16 protein-coding genes and 1 tRNA gene are annotated in these 18,032 nt (G+C 63.7%); 2 read left to right on the forward strand and 15 right to left on the reverse strand.

Features of this window, described 5'->3' with window-relative positions; all coding sequences use genetic code 11:
- Positions 1-38: 38 nt before the first annotated feature.
- The 4 genes from QFZ88_RS04210 to mgtE form a co-directional block, all read right to left on the reverse strand.
- Positions 39-275 (reverse strand): hypothetical protein, encoded by a 237-nt coding sequence (locus QFZ88_RS04210; RefSeq protein ID WP_024924594.1) that lies wholly within the window; start codon positions 273-275, stop codon positions 39-41.
- A gap of 81 nt (positions 276-356) precedes the next feature.
- Positions 357-734 carry a hypothetical protein gene (locus QFZ88_RS04215; protein ID WP_024924593.1) on the reverse strand — a complete coding sequence of 126 codons (378 nt, stop codon included), beginning with the start codon at positions 732-734 and terminating at the stop codon, positions 357-359.
- 194 nt (positions 735-928) lie between these two features.
- The gene (locus QFZ88_RS04220; protein ID WP_024924592.1) at positions 929-1,315 is read right to left on the reverse strand and encodes a MerR family transcriptional regulator; all 387 of its coding nucleotides are present in this window, start codon (positions 1,313-1,315) and stop codon (positions 929-931) included.
- Between the two features lie 177 nt (positions 1,316-1,492).
- Positions 1,493-2,902 (reverse strand): magnesium transporter, encoded by a 1,410-nt coding sequence (gene mgtE, locus QFZ88_RS04225; RefSeq protein WP_024924591.1) that lies wholly within the window; start codon positions 2,900-2,902, stop codon positions 1,493-1,495.
- A gap of 238 nt (positions 2,903-3,140) precedes the next feature.
- Between mgtE and QFZ88_RS04230 the strand changes: the two genes are divergently transcribed.
- Together QFZ88_RS04230 and lipB are read left to right on the forward strand one after the other, a co-directional pair.
- A tRNA-Leu gene (locus QFZ88_RS04230) sits at positions 3,141-3,225 on the forward strand.
- 212 nt (positions 3,226-3,437) lie between these two features.
- A complete protein-coding gene (gene lipB, locus QFZ88_RS04235) occupies positions 3,438-4,181 on the forward strand; it encodes a lipoyl(octanoyl) transferase LipB (RefSeq protein ID WP_024924590.1) in 744 nt (247 codons plus the stop codon).
- Positions 4,182-4,932: 751 nt separating this feature from the next.
- Here lipB and QFZ88_RS04240 read toward each other — a convergent pair.
- The 11 genes from QFZ88_RS04240 to nuoL all read right to left on the reverse strand — a co-directional run bounded on the left by QFZ88_RS04240 (position 4,933) and on the right by nuoL (position 18,031).
- The gene (locus QFZ88_RS04240) at positions 4,933-5,400 is read right to left on the reverse strand and encodes a DUF6006 family protein (protein WP_024924589.1); all 468 of its coding nucleotides are present in this window, start codon (positions 5,398-5,400) and stop codon (positions 4,933-4,935) included.
- A 127-nt stretch (positions 5,401-5,527) separates the two neighbouring features.
- Positions 5,528-6,208, reverse strand: a complete 681-nt coding sequence (locus QFZ88_RS04245; protein ID WP_036255054.1) for an ABC transporter ATP-binding protein — start codon at positions 6,206-6,208, stop codon at positions 5,528-5,530.
- Positions 6,208-7,494 carry a lipoprotein-releasing ABC transporter permease subunit gene (locus QFZ88_RS04250; RefSeq protein WP_024924587.1) on the reverse strand — a complete coding sequence of 429 codons (1,287 nt, stop codon included), beginning with the start codon at positions 7,492-7,494 and terminating at the stop codon, positions 6,208-6,210. The genes QFZ88_RS04245 and QFZ88_RS04250 overlap by 1 nt, the downstream gene beginning before the upstream one ends.
- On the reverse strand, positions 7,491-8,819 hold the full coding sequence (gene proS, locus QFZ88_RS04255) for a proline--tRNA ligase (RefSeq protein ID WP_024924586.1): 1,329 nt from the start codon (positions 8,817-8,819) through the stop codon (positions 7,491-7,493). The genes QFZ88_RS04250 and proS overlap by 4 nt, the downstream gene beginning before the upstream one ends.
- A 728-nt stretch (positions 8,820-9,547) precedes the next feature.
- Positions 9,548-9,841 (reverse strand): DUF1467 family protein, encoded by a 294-nt coding sequence (locus QFZ88_RS04260; RefSeq protein ID WP_024924585.1) that lies wholly within the window; start codon positions 9,839-9,841, stop codon positions 9,548-9,550.
- The gene (gene mce / locus QFZ88_RS04265; RefSeq protein ID WP_024924584.1) at positions 9,838-10,242 is read right to left on the reverse strand and encodes a methylmalonyl-CoA epimerase; all 405 of its coding nucleotides are present in this window, start codon (positions 10,240-10,242) and stop codon (positions 9,838-9,840) included. The genes QFZ88_RS04260 and mce overlap by 4 nt, the downstream gene beginning before the upstream one ends.
- Positions 10,243-10,359: 117 nt before the next feature.
- Entirely contained in the window at positions 10,360-12,030 is a 1,671-nt protein-coding gene (locus QFZ88_RS04270; protein WP_024924583.1) for a ribonuclease J, read from the reverse strand.
- Positions 12,031-12,078: 48 nt separating this feature from the next.
- Positions 12,079-12,903: a biotin--[acetyl-CoA-carboxylase] ligase gene (locus tag QFZ88_RS04275; RefSeq protein ID WP_024924582.1), complete on the reverse strand. Its 825-nt coding sequence runs from the start codon at positions 12,901-12,903 to the stop codon at positions 12,079-12,081.
- A gap of 184 nt (positions 12,904-13,087) precedes the next feature.
- Complete coding sequence (gene nuoN, locus QFZ88_RS04280; RefSeq protein WP_024924581.1) at positions 13,088-14,524, reverse strand: NADH-quinone oxidoreductase subunit NuoN; 1,437 nt, start codon at positions 14,522-14,524, stop codon at positions 13,088-13,090.
- A gap of 10 nt (positions 14,525-14,534) precedes the next feature.
- Positions 14,535-16,040, reverse strand: coding sequence for an NADH-quinone oxidoreductase subunit M (locus QFZ88_RS04285; RefSeq protein ID WP_024924580.1), 1,506 nt, complete (start codon positions 16,038-16,040; stop codon positions 14,535-14,537).
- Positions 16,040-18,031 (reverse strand): NADH-quinone oxidoreductase subunit L, encoded by a 1,992-nt coding sequence (gene nuoL, locus QFZ88_RS04290; RefSeq protein WP_024924579.1) that lies wholly within the window; start codon positions 18,029-18,031, stop codon positions 16,040-16,042. The genes QFZ88_RS04285 and nuoL overlap by 1 nt, the downstream gene beginning before the upstream one ends.
- Position 18,032: the final 1 nt, after the last annotated feature.

Here is an 18,032-nt window from a genome sequence, read left to right on the forward strand (position 1 = left end):
AGGAACTGCCCCGCCGAAGCGGGGCGGCGAACCCGCGATCAGTTGTTCGCGGGATGCGTCTCGGCTTCGTAGCAGAGCCTGAATATCCGCCACAGCGCGATCAGCGCCGGCGGCGCCATGATGGCGGCGAGCACCAGTTGCGGTGTTAGCCCGAGGCCGAGGATCGCCGACACCAGCCAGTGGATGGTGCCCAGCACGATGAGCAGCTTGGTGGACAGGAACAGCGCGGCGGCAGCCACGCCGAAGAGCGTATAGGCAGTCAACTTGGATTGCATCGGAAAATGCCCAAAAGGCGCTGCCGATACCGGCAGCGCGAACAAGGATCAGGGTTGAGGACAAAAGGCCTTGGCGGCCGCTCAGGCGGCCCGCGGCGGCGCCCTGATGCGGGCATGCGTCGAACTTTGCGCGGCACCCGGTGCTGAAATTTCGGCAATGGTCGAGCTATAGGGTGCCGGCAGCAGCAACACCGGCGCGTCGGGCACGACGGCATCGAAGGATTGCGGGGCCAGCCCATGCGGGCGTGAGGCGCGCGCGCCGGTCCAGGCCGGCGCATCGGCCTTGCCGGCAATGACGGCCTTCAGATCGGCACTGGGCGCCGATAGTTGAGCCTCGCCAACGCCGATGTCGAAGCGAGCAGGCGCCGGGCGCTCCAGGAGCAGCAGCGCCAGCAACAGGCAAAGCAGCCGTCCGAAATGGACGGCAAAACCGCTCGCGCTGTCCGGCCTTGTCAACATGGGATCATCGGTAGGCCAGGCAGCCGGCCGGTGCAAGCACGCATGGCTCCGACAAGAGAGCGCCGCCCGAAATAGTGCCGGTTTCAGGCATTGCGCGTTTGTTGGAAAAAGGCGGCGCGGCGGCCATCGTCGTCACGGCGATGACGCCAACGGGACGGTGCGGACCGCGACCAGAACGGGCGGCGCGCCGGATTTCAGGTGCTGACGCCGAGCTCGACCAGCCGCTCGACGCAGGATTCCTCGGCCTGGTCGAGTTCGGCCAGCGTCTCCTCGAGGTCGCGGCGCTTCTGGCGCAGGTCGTCGCGCTTTTCCTCGATGCGCTTGATCATCAGCTTCAGCTGGCCGACCTCGCCCGGCGGCTCCTTGTACATCTGGATGATCTCGCGGATCTCGGCGATCGCGAAGCCCAGCCGCTTGCCGCGCAGGATCTGGCGGACAAGATGCCGGTCGGAGGGGCGGAACAGCCGCGTGCGGCCGCGCCGAACCGGCGCAACCAGCCCTTCATCCTCATAAAAACGCAAGGTACGCGTCGAGATGTCGAACTCGCGCGTCAGCTCGGTGATCGTGTAATATTCCCGCATGGTCACTCCGGGCACAGGGGGCGAGATACGCCGTTGTCCGTCGTGCCGCCGCTTCACGGCTCATATCGCCAGAATCGAACAGCATGCGGGTCGACGGCAAGCTTCGCACGGCATTTACGTAAAAGTCAATTGTGGGCAAAATCACCAATTGTTTTCAAAGACGCGGGCGATTTCCAGCTAGCCCCCGCCCAGATGCAGCCACCAGGTGGCGAAGGAGAGAAAGGCCAGGAAGCCGATGACGTCGGTGATCATGGTGGTGAAGATCGACGAGGAAATGGCGGGATCGGCGCCCAGCTTGTCAAGAAACAGCGGAATCAGGATGCCGCCCAGCGAAGCCGCCAGCATGTTGACGATCATGGCGGCGGCGATGACCAAGCCGAGATCGATGTTGTGGAACCAGAGACCGGCCACCAGCCCGAGCAGCGTGGCGATGATGGCGCCGTTGAGCAAGCCGACCAGCACCTCGCGGCGGATGACGCGTCCGGCATTGTAGATATCGAGGTCGCGCGTGGCGAGCGCCCGCACCGTCACCGTCATGGTCTGGGTGCCGGCATTGCCGCCGAGCGAAGCGACGATCGGCATCAGCGCGGCAAGCGCCACCATCTCCTCGATGGTGGCGCCGAACAGGCTGATCACCGAGGCTGACAGGAAGGCCGTGCACAAATTGACCAGGAGCCACGGCACGCGCGAACGCGAGGTGGCGGCTACCGTGTCGGAGAGCTCCTCGTCACCGACGCCGCCCATGCGCAGGAGATCTTCCTCCGCCTCCTGCTGGATGACGTCGACGACGTCGTCGATGGTGAGCACGCCGACCAGCCGCTCGTTCTCGTCGACCACGGCGGCCGACAAAAGATCGTATTGCTCGAATTCGCGTGCCGCCTCCTCCTGGTCCATCGTCGCCGGAATGGCGTGGCGGGTCTCGTGCATGATCTCCTCGACCTTCACCGCGCGCTTGGCGCGCAGCACCTGGTCGAGGCCGATGGCGCCGAGCAGCTTGAAGGTGGGGTCGATGACGAAGATTTCGGAAAACCGGTCCGGCAGGTCGGTGTCGTCGCGCATGTAGTCGATGGTCTGGCCGACCGTCCAGAACGGCGGCACGGCAACGAACTCGGTCTGCATGCGCCGCCCGGCGCTTTCTTCCGGATAGTCGAGCGCGCGCCTCAGCCTGATGCGCTCGGTGAACGGCAGCTGCGAAAGGATCTCGTCCTGGTCCTCCTGGTCGAGGTCTTCCAGGATGTAGACGGCGTCGTCGGAATCGAGCTCCTGCACCGCCTGCGCGATCTGCGCGTTGGGCAGGTTGTCGACGATGTCGAGGCGGATCGCCTCGTCGACCTCGGTCAGCGCCGAAAAGTCGAAATCGGTGCCGAGCAGATCGACCAACGCCCGGCGCTGGTCGGGCAGCAGCGCCTCCAGCAGGTCGCCGAGCTCCGACTGGTGCAGGTCGCCGACTTCGTGTTTCAAGGTCAGCGTGTCGCGGTCGGCGATGGCGGCGCCGATATGGGCGACGAAAGCCGCGCGAATGACGCCGTCCTCGCCGTAGATGTCGGCGTGGAACTGGTCGTCCTGATGCTGCCCCTCAACCTGCATGATGTCCCCAGCGACGCTTTTCCGGGAAAGGATCAGCGTCCGGTTTAGAGCAAGACGATGCCGGATTGAAGCGGCGCGACTGCCGGAAAACGGCCCTGTTCCCAGCTTACGCAACGGCCGCCACGGGCCATATGCAAAGTCTGTTGCGGAACGTGCGATTATTGCCGCTTATGGCCTTGTTTCGCCGGAAACGATTTGCTACACGCCGCGAGCCGGTGCATTCCGGCTCCTACCACGGGCGGTCGTGGCGGAATTGGTAGACGCGCAGCGTTGAGGTCGCTGTGGGGCAACCCGTGGAAGTTCGAGTCTTCTCGACCGCACCATTCACCATCAGAAAACCCAGTATTTCCATGGCTTTCGGGCCATTTGTGTCCCACATTAAGACCATGCCTGGGACACATTTACTCGTTCCATAGCCTTCAGAGCGAGCAGCGGCGACGGTCGCTGTACGCCTCGTATGGCGGCTGGGACAATGGCCGGAACTGGACGTTGCCGTCGATTGCCGCCATATGATGGGCAGTCTTTCGAGAACATGATGACCGAACGCAGCCAGATAGCCACGACGTTCCTGCCCTTTGCCGGCTCCGCGCCGGTGGAATGGCGCATCGAACCCGGCCTCACCGCCTATCCCGACGCCCTGGCTTTCATGGAAGCGCGCGCCGAGACGATCCGGGCCGGCACCGCCGGCGAGATGGTGTGGCTGGTGGAACATCCGCCGCTCTACACCGCCGGCACCAGCGCGCAGGCGGCGGACCTAATCGACCCCGACCGCTTTCCCGTCTTCAACGCAGGGCGCGGCGGCGAATACACCTATCACGGCCCCGGCCAGCGCGTGGCCTATGTCATGCTCGACCTGAAGCGGCGGCGCGAGGATGTGCGCGCCTTCGTGGCCGCGCTCGAACAATGGATCATCCGCACCCTCGCCGCCTTCAACGTGAAGGGCGAGCGGCGCGAGGACCGCGTCGGGGTGTGGGTGGTGCGGCCGGACCGGCCCGCCCTGCCCGACGGCACGCCGGCCGAGGACAAGATCGCCGCCATCGGTATCCGCCTGCGCAAGTGGGTTTCCTTCCACGGCATCGCCATCAATGTCGAACCAGACCTCGCCCATTTCGGCGGCATCGTGCCGTGCGGCGTTTCCGACCACGGCGTCACTTCGCTGGTCGATCTCGGCCTGCCGGTGACCATGGCCGACCTCGACGTCGCGCTGAAGGCCGGTTTCGAGACCGTGTTCGGCCCTGCCGAGGCGGCCGAAGCCGAGCCGCAGCGCAAGGCCGGCTGAGCCAGCCCTACCCTCGCAGCATCCGTTTGATGGCTCGCAGGCCAGCACAGGGTGCTTGTTGCGACCGCAGCCTGTTGGCATGAGCCAGACGCAACTACTGCATCGGCCAGAAAATCGGAATCGATTTTCGGTAGGCCGATGCAGCAGAGTCAAAGTATTAGAGCGTCCTTTGCGCGTCCAATTGGACGCGCGGCGCTCTAGTCGACGCTCCGTGCCGAAGCTCTCACACGTCTGGCTCTGAGGGAGTTTCGCCTGCTGCCCGTACCGGTCCGGGCGTGTCGGCGATCTTGTCTTTCGCGGTCGGCAGCATCGCCGACCCGGTTCTTCACGCATGTCGCGGCCAGTTGGCCGCGACGCCTTCATCACATCGCACCGATCCACATTGCCATCGAAACGAGGAAGGCGCTCATGCACACAAGAGAGACGACATCCTGGATCAAATCAGTCATGGCTGGCTCCTGTTGTTAATATGTACGTAATTTGTTCTAATTTTGTTCCAAAGTCAACGCAGGAGAACGGCATGCCGGCCGATTCCGGATGGCCTCGAAAGGCAGGGTTAAGGAAAGGTTGATGTCGCCGGCCGCCGGTAACTTATCCCTGCTTTCCACCGGGGATGCCGGTGCACCGGGAAGCGAGCCCGACATCGCCCCTTCCGCCTCGCAGCGGAAGGGGCGGCGTGCACCGGGCAATTGTTGGCCGGAAGGGACCAGCTCCTGCCAACAGCGCGGCTATGCCGCGACCCGGGTGCAGGCTAGCGCCAGCAGGACAGGCCGTAGCGGCTGCCGTTCCATGTGGTCCAGCCACTCGAGCGCCCGCCAACCGGCTTGCGCAGAAACCAGCGATTGCCGTCGGCATGCCGGAAGTACACACCGCCGCCATCGCTGGGACGCGGATTGGTCAGCGGCACCCAGCGTGAACCGTTGTCGGAGAACGACCCCTTCCAGCGCACGCCGGAAGTGGAAGTGCAGACATCGCCGTCGCAGTTGGTCTGGGAATCGTCGACCACCACCCATTTCATCCGGGCTGGGCGGCCGTCGATGTTGCAGGACCAGTTGCCGCCCCACCAGCCAATGGCCTGGCTGGCGACGGCTGGTGCCGTGAGTGCTAGGCTCAATGTGGCGGCGCAGGCAGCGCCGAGAAGCGCTTTTGCCAATGTGGATGTCGATAGAGGATGCACGTCGTGCGGCACATGCGCCGCGGCCTTGTCGCGAGAAAGCATGACAGTTTCCCCCTTCAGGTTTCGTCGCAACGACGAACCTAGGAGAGACCTGCGTTGCGGTCTGTAACGGCGATCACATTGTCCGCAATGCCGGCGGAAACCAGCCGGCGGGCTTCAGCAGCCGGTTCTAAAGCGGCACCACCTTGCCTTCATTGAGCGTCACCCGGCGATCCATGCGGCCGGCAAGCTCGTGGTTGTGGGTGGCGATCAGCGCTGCCAGGCCGGACTGCCTGACCAGCGCTTCCAAGGCGTCGAAGACATAGGAAGCGGTGACCGGATCGAGATTGCCGGTCGGCTCGTCGGCCAGGAGCACCAGCGGCGCATTGGCGACGGCGCGCGCGATCGCCACGCGCTGCTGTTCGCCGCCGGACAGTTCCGAGGGCCGGTGCTGGGCGCGTTTGCCGATCTGCATGTAGTCGAGCAGCTGGGCGGCGCGCTTGGCCGCCTCCGGTTTCGACAGGCCGCGAATGAGCTGCGGCATCATGATGTTTTCCAGCGCCGAGAATTCCGGCAGCAGGTGGTGAAACTGGTAGACGAAGCCGATGTCGTTGCGGCGGATCGCGGTGCGCTCGTCGTCGGAGAGCCGCCCGCAGGCCTTGCCCGACAGGATGACGTCGCCGCCATCCGGCCGTTCGAGCAGGCCGGCCGTATGCAGGAGCGTCGACTTGCCGGTGCCTGACGGCGCCACCAGCGCCACCATCTCGCCCCGGTGCAGCGTAAACTCCGCGCCGTTGAGGATGGTGAGCTTGCGCGGCCCCTGCACATAGTGCCGTTCGACACTCTTCAGTTCCAGCACTGCCGCGGCCATTATTCGTACCTCAGCGCTTCGACCGGATCGAGCCGGGCCGCCCGCCAGGCCGGGAACAGCGTGGCGATGAACGACAGCACAAGCGCCATGACAACGACCGAGACCGTCTCGCTTGCATCCATCTTGGCCGGTAACTGGCTGAGGAAATAGAGCTCGGGATTGAACAGCACCGTGCCTGACAGCCAGGAGAAGAACTCGCGGATACGCTCGACATTGAGGCAGATGACGACGCCCAGCAGCACCCCGGCAAGGGTGCCGACCACGCCGATCGCCGCCCCCGTCATCAGGAAGATGCGCAGGATGGCACCACGCGTCGCGCCCATGGTGCGCAGGATGGCGATATCGTGCCCCTTGTCCTTCACCAGCATGACAAGGCCGGAAATGATGTTGAGCGCCGCCACAAGGACGATCAGCGTCAGGATCATGAACATGACGTTGCGCTCGACCTGCAGCGCCGAGAAGAAGGTCTGGTTCCGCTGGCGCCAGTCGGTCATGTAGATTTGCCGCTGCGCCGCCTCCTCCACCTTGGGTTTCAGCGCCTCGACATTGTCGGGATTGTCGAGATAGACCTCGAGGCTCTGCGCCTTGCCTTCAGAGTTGAAATACATCTGGGCTTCGGAGAACGGCATGTAGACGATCGAGGTGTCGTATTCCGACATGCCGACCTCGAAGATCGCCGTCACCGGATAGCCTTTTAGGCGCGGCGTCGTGCCGAGCGGGCTGACGTCGCCTTCGGGCGAGATCAACGTGATGGTGTCGCCGAGCGCCAGGCCGAGATTATCGGCCATACGCCGGCCGATCGCCACGCCGCCGGCGGTGTCGAAGGCAACGATCGAGCCCTGCTTGATGTTGTTGGCGACCAGCGTGACCTTGCCGAGATCCTCGCCGCGGATGCCGCGCACCAGCGCGCCGCCGCCCGAACCGACATTGCCCTGCGCCAGCACCTGGCCCTCGACTAGCGGGATCGCGTATTTGACGCCGGGTACGCCGTTGATGCGCTTGGCGAGCTCGGCATAGTCCTCCAGCGGCATATCCACCGGCGTGATGATGAGATGGCCGTTGATGCCCAGAATGCGCGACAGAAGCTCGGCGCGGAAACCGTTCATCACCGCCATGACGACGATCAGCGTCGCCACGCCCAGCATGATGCCGAGGAAGGAGATCGAGGCGATCACCGAGATCACCGTTTCCTTGCGCCGCGAGCGCAGGTAGCGCCAAGCCACCATGCGCTCGAAACCGGAGAAAGGTCCGGCGCTCGCCGCCTTGACCGCCGCGCTCTCGCTCATCCGGCAACACCCAGGCGCTTGAGGGCGGCAGCCAGCGGCAGCGTCTCGCGCTCGCCGCTCTTGCGGTTCTTGATCTCGACCTCGCCGGCGGCGACGCCGCGCGGCCCGACGATGAGCTGCCACGGCAAGCCGATCAGGTCGGCGGTGGCGAATTTGCCGCCCGGTCGCTGGTCTGTGTCGTCATAAAGCACGTCCTTGCCGGCGGCGGTCAGCGCTGCGTAGAGCTCGTCGCAGACGCGGTCGCAATCGGCATCGCCCGCCTTCATGTTGATCAGGCCGATGTCGAACGGCGCCACGCTTTCCGGCCAGATGATGCCGGCCTCGTCGTGGCTGGCCTCGATGATGGCGGCGATGAGGCGCGTCGGGCCGATGCCGTAGGAGCCCATGGAGACGTTGTGCTCCTTGCCATCGGGGCCCTGCACCTTGGCACCCATCGGCTTGGAATATTTGTCGCCGAAGTGGAAGATGTGGCCAACCTCGATGCCGCGCGCCGAGAGGCGCTCGCCGTCGGCGATCTTGTCCCAGGCGGCCTCGTCATGCATCTCGTCGGTCGCCGCGTAGGGCGTCGTCCATTCCTGCACGATGCCGGCGATTTCGGCATCGTTGCCATAATTGACGCCCTCGCCGGGCACGGGCAGCGACAGGAAGTCCTTGTGGCAGAACACCTGGCTCTCGCCGGTTTCGGCCAGGATGATGAACTCATGGCTGAGGTCGCCGCCGATCGGGCCGGTATCGGCGCGCATCGGGATCGCCTTCAGGCCCATGCGAGTGAAGGTGCGCAGATAGGACACGAACATCCGGTAGTAGGCCGCCTTGGCGCCCTCATAGTTGAGGTCGAACGTGTAAGCGTCCTTCATCAGGAATTCACGGCCGCGCATGACGCCGAAACGAGGACGCACCTCGTCGCGGAACTTCCACTGGATGTGATAGAGGTTGAGCGGCAGGTCCTTGTAGGACTTGACGTAGGAGCGGAAAACCTCCGTCACCATTTCCTCGTTGGTCGGCCCGTAGAGCAGCTCGCGGTCCTGGCGGTCCTTGATGCGCAGCATCTCCTTGCCATAGGCGTCGTAGCGACCGCTTTCGCGCCACAGCTCGGCCGACTGGATGGTCGGCATCAGGATTTCCAGCGCGCCGGCGCGATTCTGCTCCTCGCGGATGATCGCGCAGACCTTGTCCAGGACGCGCTTGCCGAGTGGCAGCATGGTGAAAGAGCCCTGTCCCTGCTGCCGGATCATGCCGGCGCGCAGCATCAGGCGATGCGAGACGATTTCGGCCTCGCGGGGGTTCTCTTTCAGGATGGGCAGGAAGTAGCGCGACAACCGCATGGATGGGTCCGTAAGTGAGGAAGGCCGCGCCGGAATCGGTGCGCGGCGGGCTTCAATGCAAGGGCTTCATAGCCATTTCATGGCGGAATGGAAACCCGCGCGGCCCGTGGCAATATCGCGCCGGGAACGGCTGAGGGTTTGCTAGGCGAGGAACGCCGTTTTATTGTGCAATGCAGCACATGAAACAGGCTTCCGATGAAAAATTTCCCGTGACATTTTCATCGGCGCCAGTCTAAAGTAATTGAATAACCGAGAGGACGGAGCGAAATCTGTTCTCCTGCGCGGTCAAAGTCTTGGGAGGATGCGATCTAGGCGCGGTAACTCGCAGCCGCCGGAAACGGAAAGCAGATCGGACGCGTTAAAATTGCAAGGCCTCGTGCCTTGCATTTTTTTTGGGCAATCAACAAATTGCATGTGCCGGCTGATGCACACTATCAAGCCGGCTCAAGACTATTGGTGACGCGCTGCGATCGTTTTCCGAAGCTGTGCGGCGTTCTCCCCGTCTCTCTCGTCTCGGTCTTCCACTGCCCATCTCGCCTGAAGCGTGGCCTCCTCGCCGCTGCTTCAGGCGCTTGCACACCGAGGTGTAGGCGATCGCGGCGCGACGCACTGTGAACGGCTTCACACTTGTTCGTGATCGTCGTGGGAAGGCAGACGCCAATTTTCCGCTGCATCGCAGCAAAACGAGCGTTTGGCACCGGCGGCGGCCTGGAAATTAAGGCAGGCCGCTAGGTGAAGCTGGGCAGGATCTGCGGGATGTCGTCGACCGTGTAGCCGAGCCCGGCGGTGACGCCATAATAGGTGGCGAGCACGATGAACGCCCACACCGTCGTCCACAGCAGGATGTAGAAATAGCGCGGCCGCTTCGGCGCGCTGGCGGTGGTGCCCAGCACCACCTCCTCCTGCTCGTCCTGCCGGCGGAAGGAGAAGGGCAGAATGGCGAACAGCGTGATCCACCACACCACGAAATAGACCGCGACCATCGAGATCCAGTCCCAGGCGGTAAAGCTTCCTCCGGTCATGACTGCTCCAACTCCACAAGCGTGCCGGAAAAATCCTTCGGATGCAGGAACAGCACCGGCTTGCCGTGCGCGCCGATCTTAGGGGTTCCATCGCCCAACACGCGCGCGCCCGACGCCTTCAGGCGATCGCGCGCGGCGAGGATGTCATCCACCTCATAGCATATATGATGCATGCCGCCCGACGGGTTTTTTTCCAGGAAGGCTGCAATGGGCGATGCCTCGCCCAGCGGCTCAAGCAACTCCACCTTGGTGTTACCGAGATCTATGAACACCACCGTCACCCCATGCTCCGGCAGCGCCTGCGGCGCCGTCACCCTGGCACCGAGAGTGTCGCGATAGGTGGCCGCCGCCGCACCGAGATCGGGCACGGCAATGGCGACATGATTGAGACGTCCAAGCATGGAAACTCCACGGCAGTCGGCAGTCGGCAGTCGGCAGTCGGGACGGAATGCAATTTGCCTGACAGTAGCAAGCAACCTTCAATGTCGACTGCCGATCGCCTACTGCCTACTCCCTTTTCACCGCGTCACAAACACCGTCACCAGCGGCTTCTTGCCCCAGGTCTCGTTGGCGGCGGCGCGTACGGAGCGGCGAACGGACTCCTGAACCAGGTCCAGATCCTTTCGGCGCTGGCGCGGTATGGAGTCCACCGCACCAACTGCCGCATCGAGCATGATGTCCTCGAGCAACTCGCCCGAGGCATCCGCCTCAGCGACGCCGATGGCGACGAGATCGGGGTCGCCGGCGAGTTCATATTTGTCGTCGAGCACGACATTGACCGCGACATGGCCGGCGAAGGACAGTTTGCGACGGTCCTTGATGCCCATCGCCTCGTCGCTGCCAACCAGCTTGCCGTCCTTGTAGACCCGGCCGAACGGCACCTGGTCGACGATTTCGGCCGCCCCCGGATAGAGCCTGAGCATATCGCCGTCACGCACCTGCGCCACCTGGCGGATACCGGACATCGACATCAGGGAACCCTGCGCCACCAGATGCGCAGCCTCGCCATGCACCGGCACGCCGATGGCCGGCCGCACCCATTCATACATGCGCTTCAGTTCGCTGCGGCGCGGATGGCCCGACACATGCACCAGCGCATCGCCATCCTCGATGATCTTCATGCCGAGATCGATCAGCCGGTTCTTGATCTCCAGGATCGCCTTCTCGTTGCCGGGAATGGTGCGGGAGGAGAAGATCACGGTGTCGCCGGCGGTGAGCGCCACCGACTTCATCTCGTCGCGCGACAGCTTGGCGAGCGCCGCCAGCGGTTCGCCCTGGCTGCCAGTGCAGATGACGACCAGGTTCTCGCGCGGAATGAAGCCGTAATCTTCCTCGGCGATGAATTCCGGCAGGCCGTCCATGTAACCGAGTTCACCCGCCACATCGATGGCGCGTTTCAGCGAACGGCCGAGCACCAGCACCTGGCGGCCGGCGTCGCGCGCAGCGCGCGCGATCGCCACGATGCGCCCGACATTGGAGGAGAAGGTGGACACGGCGACGCGGCCCTTGGCCTCCTCGATCAGCTTTTTCAGGCTTTCGCCGACAGCCTGCTCGGAAGGCGAATCCCCTTCCCTCAGCGCATTGGTGGAATCGCAGACCAGCGCCAGCACGCCCTTGTCGCCATAGGCGCGGAAACGCGCCTCGTCGGTCATCGGGCCGATGGACGGCGCCGGATCGATCTTCCAGTCACCGGTGTGGATGACGGTGCCGACCGGCGTGGTGATGGCCAGCGACATCGGCTCGGGGATGGAATGGGCGACCGGGATCGCCTCGATCTCGAACGGACCGATCGTGAATTTCTCGCCGGCGCGGTAGATGGTGACCGGGATCTTCGGCGCGTTCTGCTCGCCCTGGCGCTTGGCCTCGAGCAGGCCGGCGCCGAACGGCGTCATCCACACCGGCGCCTTCAGCTTCGGCCAGATGTCGTGCAGCGCGCCGTAGTGGTCTTCATGGGCATGGGTGATGACGATGCCGCGCAGCTTGGCGAGCTTGTCCTCGATGAAGCGCGTGTCGGGCAGGATCAGGTCGACGCCGGGATGGGCGGCATCGGGAAAAGTGACGCCGACATCGATAATGATCCACTCGCGGTTGTTCGCCGGACCATAGCCGTAAAGGGCGAAGTTCATGCCGATTTCGCCAACGCCGCCCAGCGGCACGAATACGAGCTCGGCGTTGTCCGCTTTCGCCATCCAGTCTCTCCTTTTGCCACAATCCGGCGCGACCGCGCCGTGGCGGCCCTATTGTGCCCCGGCCGAAGCCACCGCGCCGAAATGCACGTCGCCGGCGGCGACCGTAATCATTTTGCCTGCACTATCGCGGATCACGAAACGGCAATCCTCGTCAATGGTCTCGAAGGTACCACGCACCACATTGCCGTCGATCCTGACGGCAACCTCGCCGCCAAGCCCCGCGGCGCGCCTGAGCCAGCGCTCGCGAATGGCGGTCAGCCCGCGTCCCTCGGCCCACAGGCCGGCGTTTTCGCTCCAGGCGTCCGACAGCGCCAGGAACAGTGTTTCGGCGTCGCAATTCGCCCCCAGCGCCTTCAACGAAGTGGCGGGGTAAGGCAGGTCTTCAGGATGGGCCACGACATTGACGCCGATGCCGACGGCCACGCCGAAACGGCCGCCGTCCAGCATCGCCGATTCCAGCAGGATGCCGGAGAGCTTCGCGCCGGAGGCCAGAACGTCGTTCGGCCATTTCAGCTCGAAACGGTTGCGCCCCGCGCCGGCTCCGTCGAGCCCGACCGCGATGCGCCCCTTGGGCACCACGGCGTCGAGCGCATCTGCCAGTGCCAGCCCGGCGACGAAGCCGAGCGTTGCCGCCATGCGCAGCTCGCCGGTGGTGACTACAAGCAGGGTCGCGGCAAGATTACCTTCCAGCGTCGCCCACACCCGGCCACGCCGGCCGCGCCCGCTTTCCTGTTTCTTGGAGACGATCCAGAGCTTGCCGGGATCGCCGGCGCGGGCACGATCCAGCGCCAGCGCGTTTGTGGAGCCGACGCTCTCATGCGCCTCGAGGCGAAAGCCTTGGGCTTCGACAGTGGGTGCGAGACGGAAGCTCACGACGAAAAAACCTCTTCTCCCCGTTCACAGGGAGAAGATGCCGACAGGCAGATGGGGAGCGGCGCAAACCCGACAAGGACGGCCTGCCCTTTTCCTACCGGACCCTTCGCAGGCTGAGGGCGTTCGAAGCTCGAAAGGCCAAGCAATTGGCTTTTCATGCGCTGCGCGCGCCGCTTCTCACCCATCAAAAGAACGTCTTTGCCGCAGCTTGCGCGTAGGTGCTAATCGGACCGCCGATCAGCACATAGAGCAGCACGAAGGCGCCGGAGAGGCCGAGCACCAGGCGAAGCTCGCCGGCCATCGGCTGGAAAGCGCCGACCGGCTCATCGAACCACATGAGCTTGATGATGCGCAGATAGTAGAACGCACCCACCACCGAGGCCAAGACGCCGATGATCGCCAGCGCGTAGAGATTGGCGTTGATGGCGGCCAGGAACACGTACCACTTCCCCCAGAAGCCGGCGAGCGGCGGAATACCGGCCAGCGAGAACATCAGAATGGTGAGGATGGTTGCCATCATCGGGTTGGTCGACGACAGGCCGGCCAGATCGCTGATCTGTTCGACATTCTGGTCGTTGCGGCGCATCGCCAGGATGAAGGCGAAGGTGCCCAGCGTCATCACCAGATAGATCAGCATGTAGATGACGACGCCGCGCACGCCGGCTTCGGAATTGGCAGCAAGGCCGACCAGCGCGTAACCCATATGGCCGATCGAGGAATAGGCCATCAGGCGCTTGATGTTGGTCTGGCCGATGGCCGCGAAGGCGCCCAGCGCCATCGAAGCGATGGAGATGAAGACGATGATCTGCTGCCAGTCCTTGGCGATCGGCTCGAACGCACCCATGGTGACGCGCACGACGAGTGCCATCGCCGCCATTTTCGGCGCCGCCGCCAGGAAGGCGGTGACCGGGGTCGGCGCGCCTTCATAGACATCCGGCGTCCACATGTGGAACGGCACGGCCGAGATCTTGAAGGCAAGGCCGGCCAGCACGAAGACCAGACCAAACACCAGGCCCAGCTGGCGTCCGCCATGGCTGAGCGCATTGGCGATCGCCTCGAAGCCGACATTGCCGGTGTAGCCGTAAACGAGCGAGATACCGTAGAGCAGCATGCCGGACGACAAAGCGCCGAGCACGAAATACTTCAGGCCTGCCTCGGTCGAGCGGACATTATCGCGGTTGATGGCGGCCAGCACATAGATCGCCAGCGATTGCAGCTCGAGGCCCAGATACAGCGCGATCATCCCGTTGGCCGAGATCATCAGCATCATGCCGAGCGTGCACAGAAGGATCAGCACCGGATATTCGAACTTGTCGAAGCGTTCGGCCTTGGCGAAGCGCACCGACATGATCAGCGTGACCGCCGAACCGACCAGCGACAACAGCTTCATGAAACGCGCGAAGGCATCCTGCACGAAGGCGCCACCATAGGCGTTGCCCTCGCCCGTGACGAACAGCATCCAGCCGCCGGCGACGATGAGGATGGCCACGGCGAGCCCGCTGATGGCGCCGCTCGACGCCTCGCGCGAATAGGCGCCCACCATCAGAAGGACCAGCGCGCCGATGGCGATGATCAGTTCCGGCGTCGAGAGCGAAAGGCTGGAGAGAAGATCCGGTGTCATGATGCTCTACTCAGTGCGCCGCCGCGGTCTGCGCGGAGCCGATGGATGCGGTGACGTTGGTGACGAGCGACTTGACCGAAGCGGCCGTCGCGTCGAAGACCGGCGCCGGGTAGACGCCGAAGAAGATGACCAGGATCACCAGCGGATAAAGGATCACCTTCTCGCGTGGCGACAGGTCGAGCATGCTCTTGAGGCTGTCCTTGGTCAGCGCGCCGAAGATGACGCGGCGGTAGAGCCACAGCGCATAGGCAGCCGACAGGATGACGCCCGTGGCGGCGAAGAACGCCACCCAGGTGTTCACCTTGAAGGCGCCAATCATGGTCAGGAATTCGCCGACAAAGCCTGAGGTGCCCGGCAGGCCGACATTGGCCATGGTGAAGATCAGGAACGCGGTGGCGTATTTCGGCATGTTGTTGACGAGGCCGCCATAGGCGGCGATCTCGCGGGTGTGCAGGCGGTCGTAGATGACGCCCACGCACAGGAACAGCGCGCCCGAGACCAGGCCGTGCGACAGCATCTGGAAGATGGCGCCCTGGATGCCTTCCTGGTTGAGGGCGAAGATGCCCATGGTGACGAAGCCCATATGCGCCACCGACGAATAAGCGATCAGCTTCTTGATGTCCTCCTGCATCAGCGCCACCAGCGAGGTGTAGATGATGGCGATGACCGAAAGCGTGAACACGAAGGGTGCGAAGAACTCGGACGCCAGCGGGAACATCGGCAGCGAGAAACGCAGGAAGCCGTAACCGCCCATCTTCAGGAGGATGGCGGCCAGGATGACGGAACCCGCTGTCGGCGCCTCGACGTGTGCGTCAGGCAACCAGGTGTGCACCGGCCACATCGGCATCTTCACCGCGAAGGAGGCGAAGAAGGCGAGCCATAGCCAAGTCTGCATGTTGGCTGGGAAGTTGTGTGTCAGCAGCGTCGGGATATCGGTGGTGCCCGCCTGCCAGAACATCGCCATGATGGCCAGAAGCATCAGCACCGAGCCGAGCAGCGTGTAGAGGAAGAACTTGAACGAGGCATATACGCGCCGCTTGCCGCCCCACACGCCGATGATGATGAACATCGGGATCAGGCCGGCCTCGAAGAAGACGTAGAACAGCACGATGTCCATTGCGCAGAACACGCCGACCATCAGCGTTTCCAGGATCAGGAACGCGATCATGTATTCCTTGACGCGCTTCTCCACCGAGGTCCACGACGCCAGGATGCAGAGCGGCATCAGGAAGGTCGTCAGGATGACGAACAGCATGGAAATGCCGTCGACGCCCATGTGGTAGGAGATGCCTGAATCCAGCCAGCCCATCTTTTCCACGAACTGGAAGCCGGTGCTCGACTTGTCGAAGTAGAACCAGATCGGCAGCGACACCAGGAAGGTGACGATCGTGGTCCACAGCGCGATGGCGCGCACGTTGCGGCGCCCCGCATCGCTGTCGTCACGAATGAACAGGATCAGCAGCGCGCCGACGAGCGGCAGGAAGGTGACCGTGGAGAGGATTGGCCAGGTCGACATCAGAGCATCATCCAGGTGACGAGTGCAGCAACGCCGATCAGCATGGCGAAGGCATAGTGATAGAGGTAGCCGGTCTGCAACTTGACCACGCGGTTGGTGACATCCACCACGCGGGCCGAGACGCCGTCGGGGCCGAGACCGTCGATGACGGCGCCGTCGCCCTTCTTCCACAGGAAGGTGCCGAGGCGCTTGGCCGGCCGCACGAACAGGAAGTCGTACAACTCGTCGAAGTACCACTTGTTGAGCAGGAAGGCATAGAGTCCGCGATGGCGCTGCGCCAGCGTCACCGGCATCTCGGGCGAAGAGATGTAGAACTTCCAGGAGACCAGGAAGCCGACCACCATGGCGACGAACGGCGCCAGCTTCACCCACACCGGCACGCCATGCATGTCGTGCAGGATATGGTTGTCGGGCAGCGTGAACAGCGAGCCCTTCCAGAATTCGGCATAGGCTTCGCCGATGAAGTAGTCGTGGAACAGGAAGCCAGCAGCCAGCGCGCCGGCCGCCAGGATGAACAGCGGCACTAGCATCACCGGCGGCGATTCATGGACATGGTGCATGACGTCGTGGCTGGCACGCGGCTTGCCGTGGAAGGTCATGAAGATCAGGCGCCAGGAGTAGAAAGAGGTGAAGCAGGCGGCGATCACCAGCAGCGCGAAAGCGAAGATCGCCATCGCATTGTGACCGACAAAGGCCGATTCGATGATGGCATCCTTGGAGAAGAAGCCGGCCGTGCCGATGACGGTCGCCGGGATGCCGACGCCGGTCAGCGCCAGCGTGCCGATCACCATCATCCAGTAGGTGGTGGGGATCAGCTTGCGGATGCCGCCCATCTTGCGCATGTCCTGCTCGTCCGACATCGCGTGGATGACCGAGCCGGAGCCCAGGAACAGCAGCGCCTTGAAGAAGGCGTGCGTGAACAGGTGGAAGATTGCCGCGCCATAGGCGCCAACACCGAGCGCCACGAACATGTAGCCGAGCTGTGAGCAGGTCGAATAGGCGATGACGCGCTTGATGTCGTTCTGCACCAGGCCGACGGTGGCCGCGAAGAAGGCGGTGATGGCGCCGACCAGCGTGACGACGGTAAGCGCGGTAGCCGACAGTTCGAACAGCGGCGACAGGCGCGCCAGCATGAACACGCCGGCGGTGACCATGGTGGCGGCATGGATCAGCGCCGAAACCGGCGTCGGGCCTTCCATGGCGTCCGGCAGCCAGGTGTGCAGCGGCACCTGCGCCGACTTGCCCATGGCGCCCATCAAGAGAAGCAGGCAGACGACGGTGAGCGCCGCACCCTTGTCCAGCGCATAGCCGAGGAAGGTCAGCACCGTTTCGCCATGCGCTGCAGCGGTGGCGGCGGCGTCATGGCCGGCCGGCGCGAAGGCGGCGGCATTGGCGAAGATGGTCGATAGGTTGACCGAGCCGAACAGCACATAGACGCCGAAGATGCCGAGCGCGAAACCGAAGTCGCCGACACGGTTGACGACGAACGCCTTGATGGCGGCGGCATTGGCCGACGGCTTCTTGTACCAGAAGCCGATCAGCAGATAGGACGCGAGACCAACGCCTTCCCAGCCGAAGAACATCTGGATCAAATTGTCCGACGTCACCAGCATCAGCATGGCGAAGGTGAACAACGAAAGGTAGGCGAAGAAGCGCGGCCGGTTCGGATCGTGGTGCATGTAGCCGATCGAATAGATGTGCACCAAGGCGGATACGGTGTTGACCACAACCAGCATGACGACAGTCAGCGTGTCGATCCGCAGCGCCCAGGCGGCGTCGACGCCGCCGGACTGAATCCAGCGCATGACCGGAACGGTGAAGGCTTCGCCCGAGCCCAGCGCGACCGTGAAGAAGGCCACCCAGGACAGAACCGCCGAGATCACCAGGAAACCAGAGGTGATGTATTCCGATGCCTTGGCGCCCAGCGAATTGCCGAACAGCCCGACGATCAGGAAGCCGATGAGGGGAAGAAAGACGATGGCTTGGTACATG

This window comes from Mesorhizobium sp. YL-MeA3-2017 (assembly GCF_030814575.1).
Taxonomy (GTDB): Bacteria; Pseudomonadota; Alphaproteobacteria; order Rhizobiales; family Rhizobiaceae; genus Mesorhizobium; species Mesorhizobium terrae.

Bases quoted from the DNA above. Each gene is read 5' to 3' on its own strand.
- QFZ88_RS04270 (WP_024924583.1), bottom strand. From the start codon at position 12,030: ATGGCGAAAGCGGACAACGCCGAGCTCGTATTCGTGCCGCTGGGCGGC.
- nuoN (WP_024924581.1), bottom strand. From the start codon at position 14,524: ATGACACCGGATCTTCTCTCCAGCCTTTCGCTCTCGACGCCGGAACTG.
- QFZ88_RS04220 (WP_024924592.1), bottom strand. From the start codon at position 1,315: ATGCGGGAATATTACACGATCACCGAGCTGACGCGCGAGTTCGACATC.
- QFZ88_RS04260 (WP_024924585.1), bottom strand. From the start codon at position 9,841: ATGACCGGAGGAAGCTTTACCGCCTGGGACTGGATCTCGATGGTCGCG.
- QFZ88_RS04285 (WP_024924580.1), bottom strand. From the start codon at position 16,040: ATGTCGACCTGGCCAATCCTCTCCACGGTCACCTTCCTGCCGCTCGTC.
- QFZ88_RS04215 (WP_024924593.1), bottom strand. From the start codon at position 734: ATGTTGACAAGGCCGGACAGCGCGAGCGGTTTTGCCGTCCATTTCGGA.
- QFZ88_RS04210 (WP_024924594.1), bottom strand. From the start codon at position 275: ATGCAATCCAAGTTGACTGCCTATACGCTCTTCGGCGTGGCTGCCGCC.
- proS (WP_024924586.1), bottom strand. From the start codon at position 8,819: ATGCGGTTGTCGCGCTACTTCCTGCCCATCCTGAAAGAGAACCCCCGC.
- mce (WP_024924584.1), bottom strand. From the start codon at position 10,242: ATGCTTGGACGTCTCAATCATGTCGCCATTGCCGTGCCCGATCTCGGT.
- mgtE (WP_024924591.1), bottom strand. From the start codon at position 2,902: ATGCAGGTTGAGGGGCAGCATCAGGACGACCAGTTCCACGCCGACATC.
- QFZ88_RS04240 (WP_024924589.1), bottom strand. From the start codon at position 5,400: ATGCTTTCTCGCGACAAGGCCGCGGCGCATGTGCCGCACGACGTGCAT.
- lipB (WP_024924590.1), top strand. From the start codon at position 3,438: ATGACCGAACGCAGCCAGATAGCCACGACGTTCCTGCCCTTTGCCGGC.
- QFZ88_RS04245 (WP_036255054.1), bottom strand. From the start codon at position 6,208: ATGGCCGCGGCAGTGCTGGAACTGAAGAGTGTCGAACGGCACTATGTG.
- nuoL (WP_024924579.1), bottom strand. From the start codon at position 18,031: ATGTACCAAGCCATCGTCTTTCTTCCCCTCATCGGCTTCCTGATCGTC.
- QFZ88_RS04250 (WP_024924587.1), bottom strand. From the start codon at position 7,494: ATGAGCGAGAGCGCGGCGGTCAAGGCGGCGAGCGCCGGACCTTTCTCC.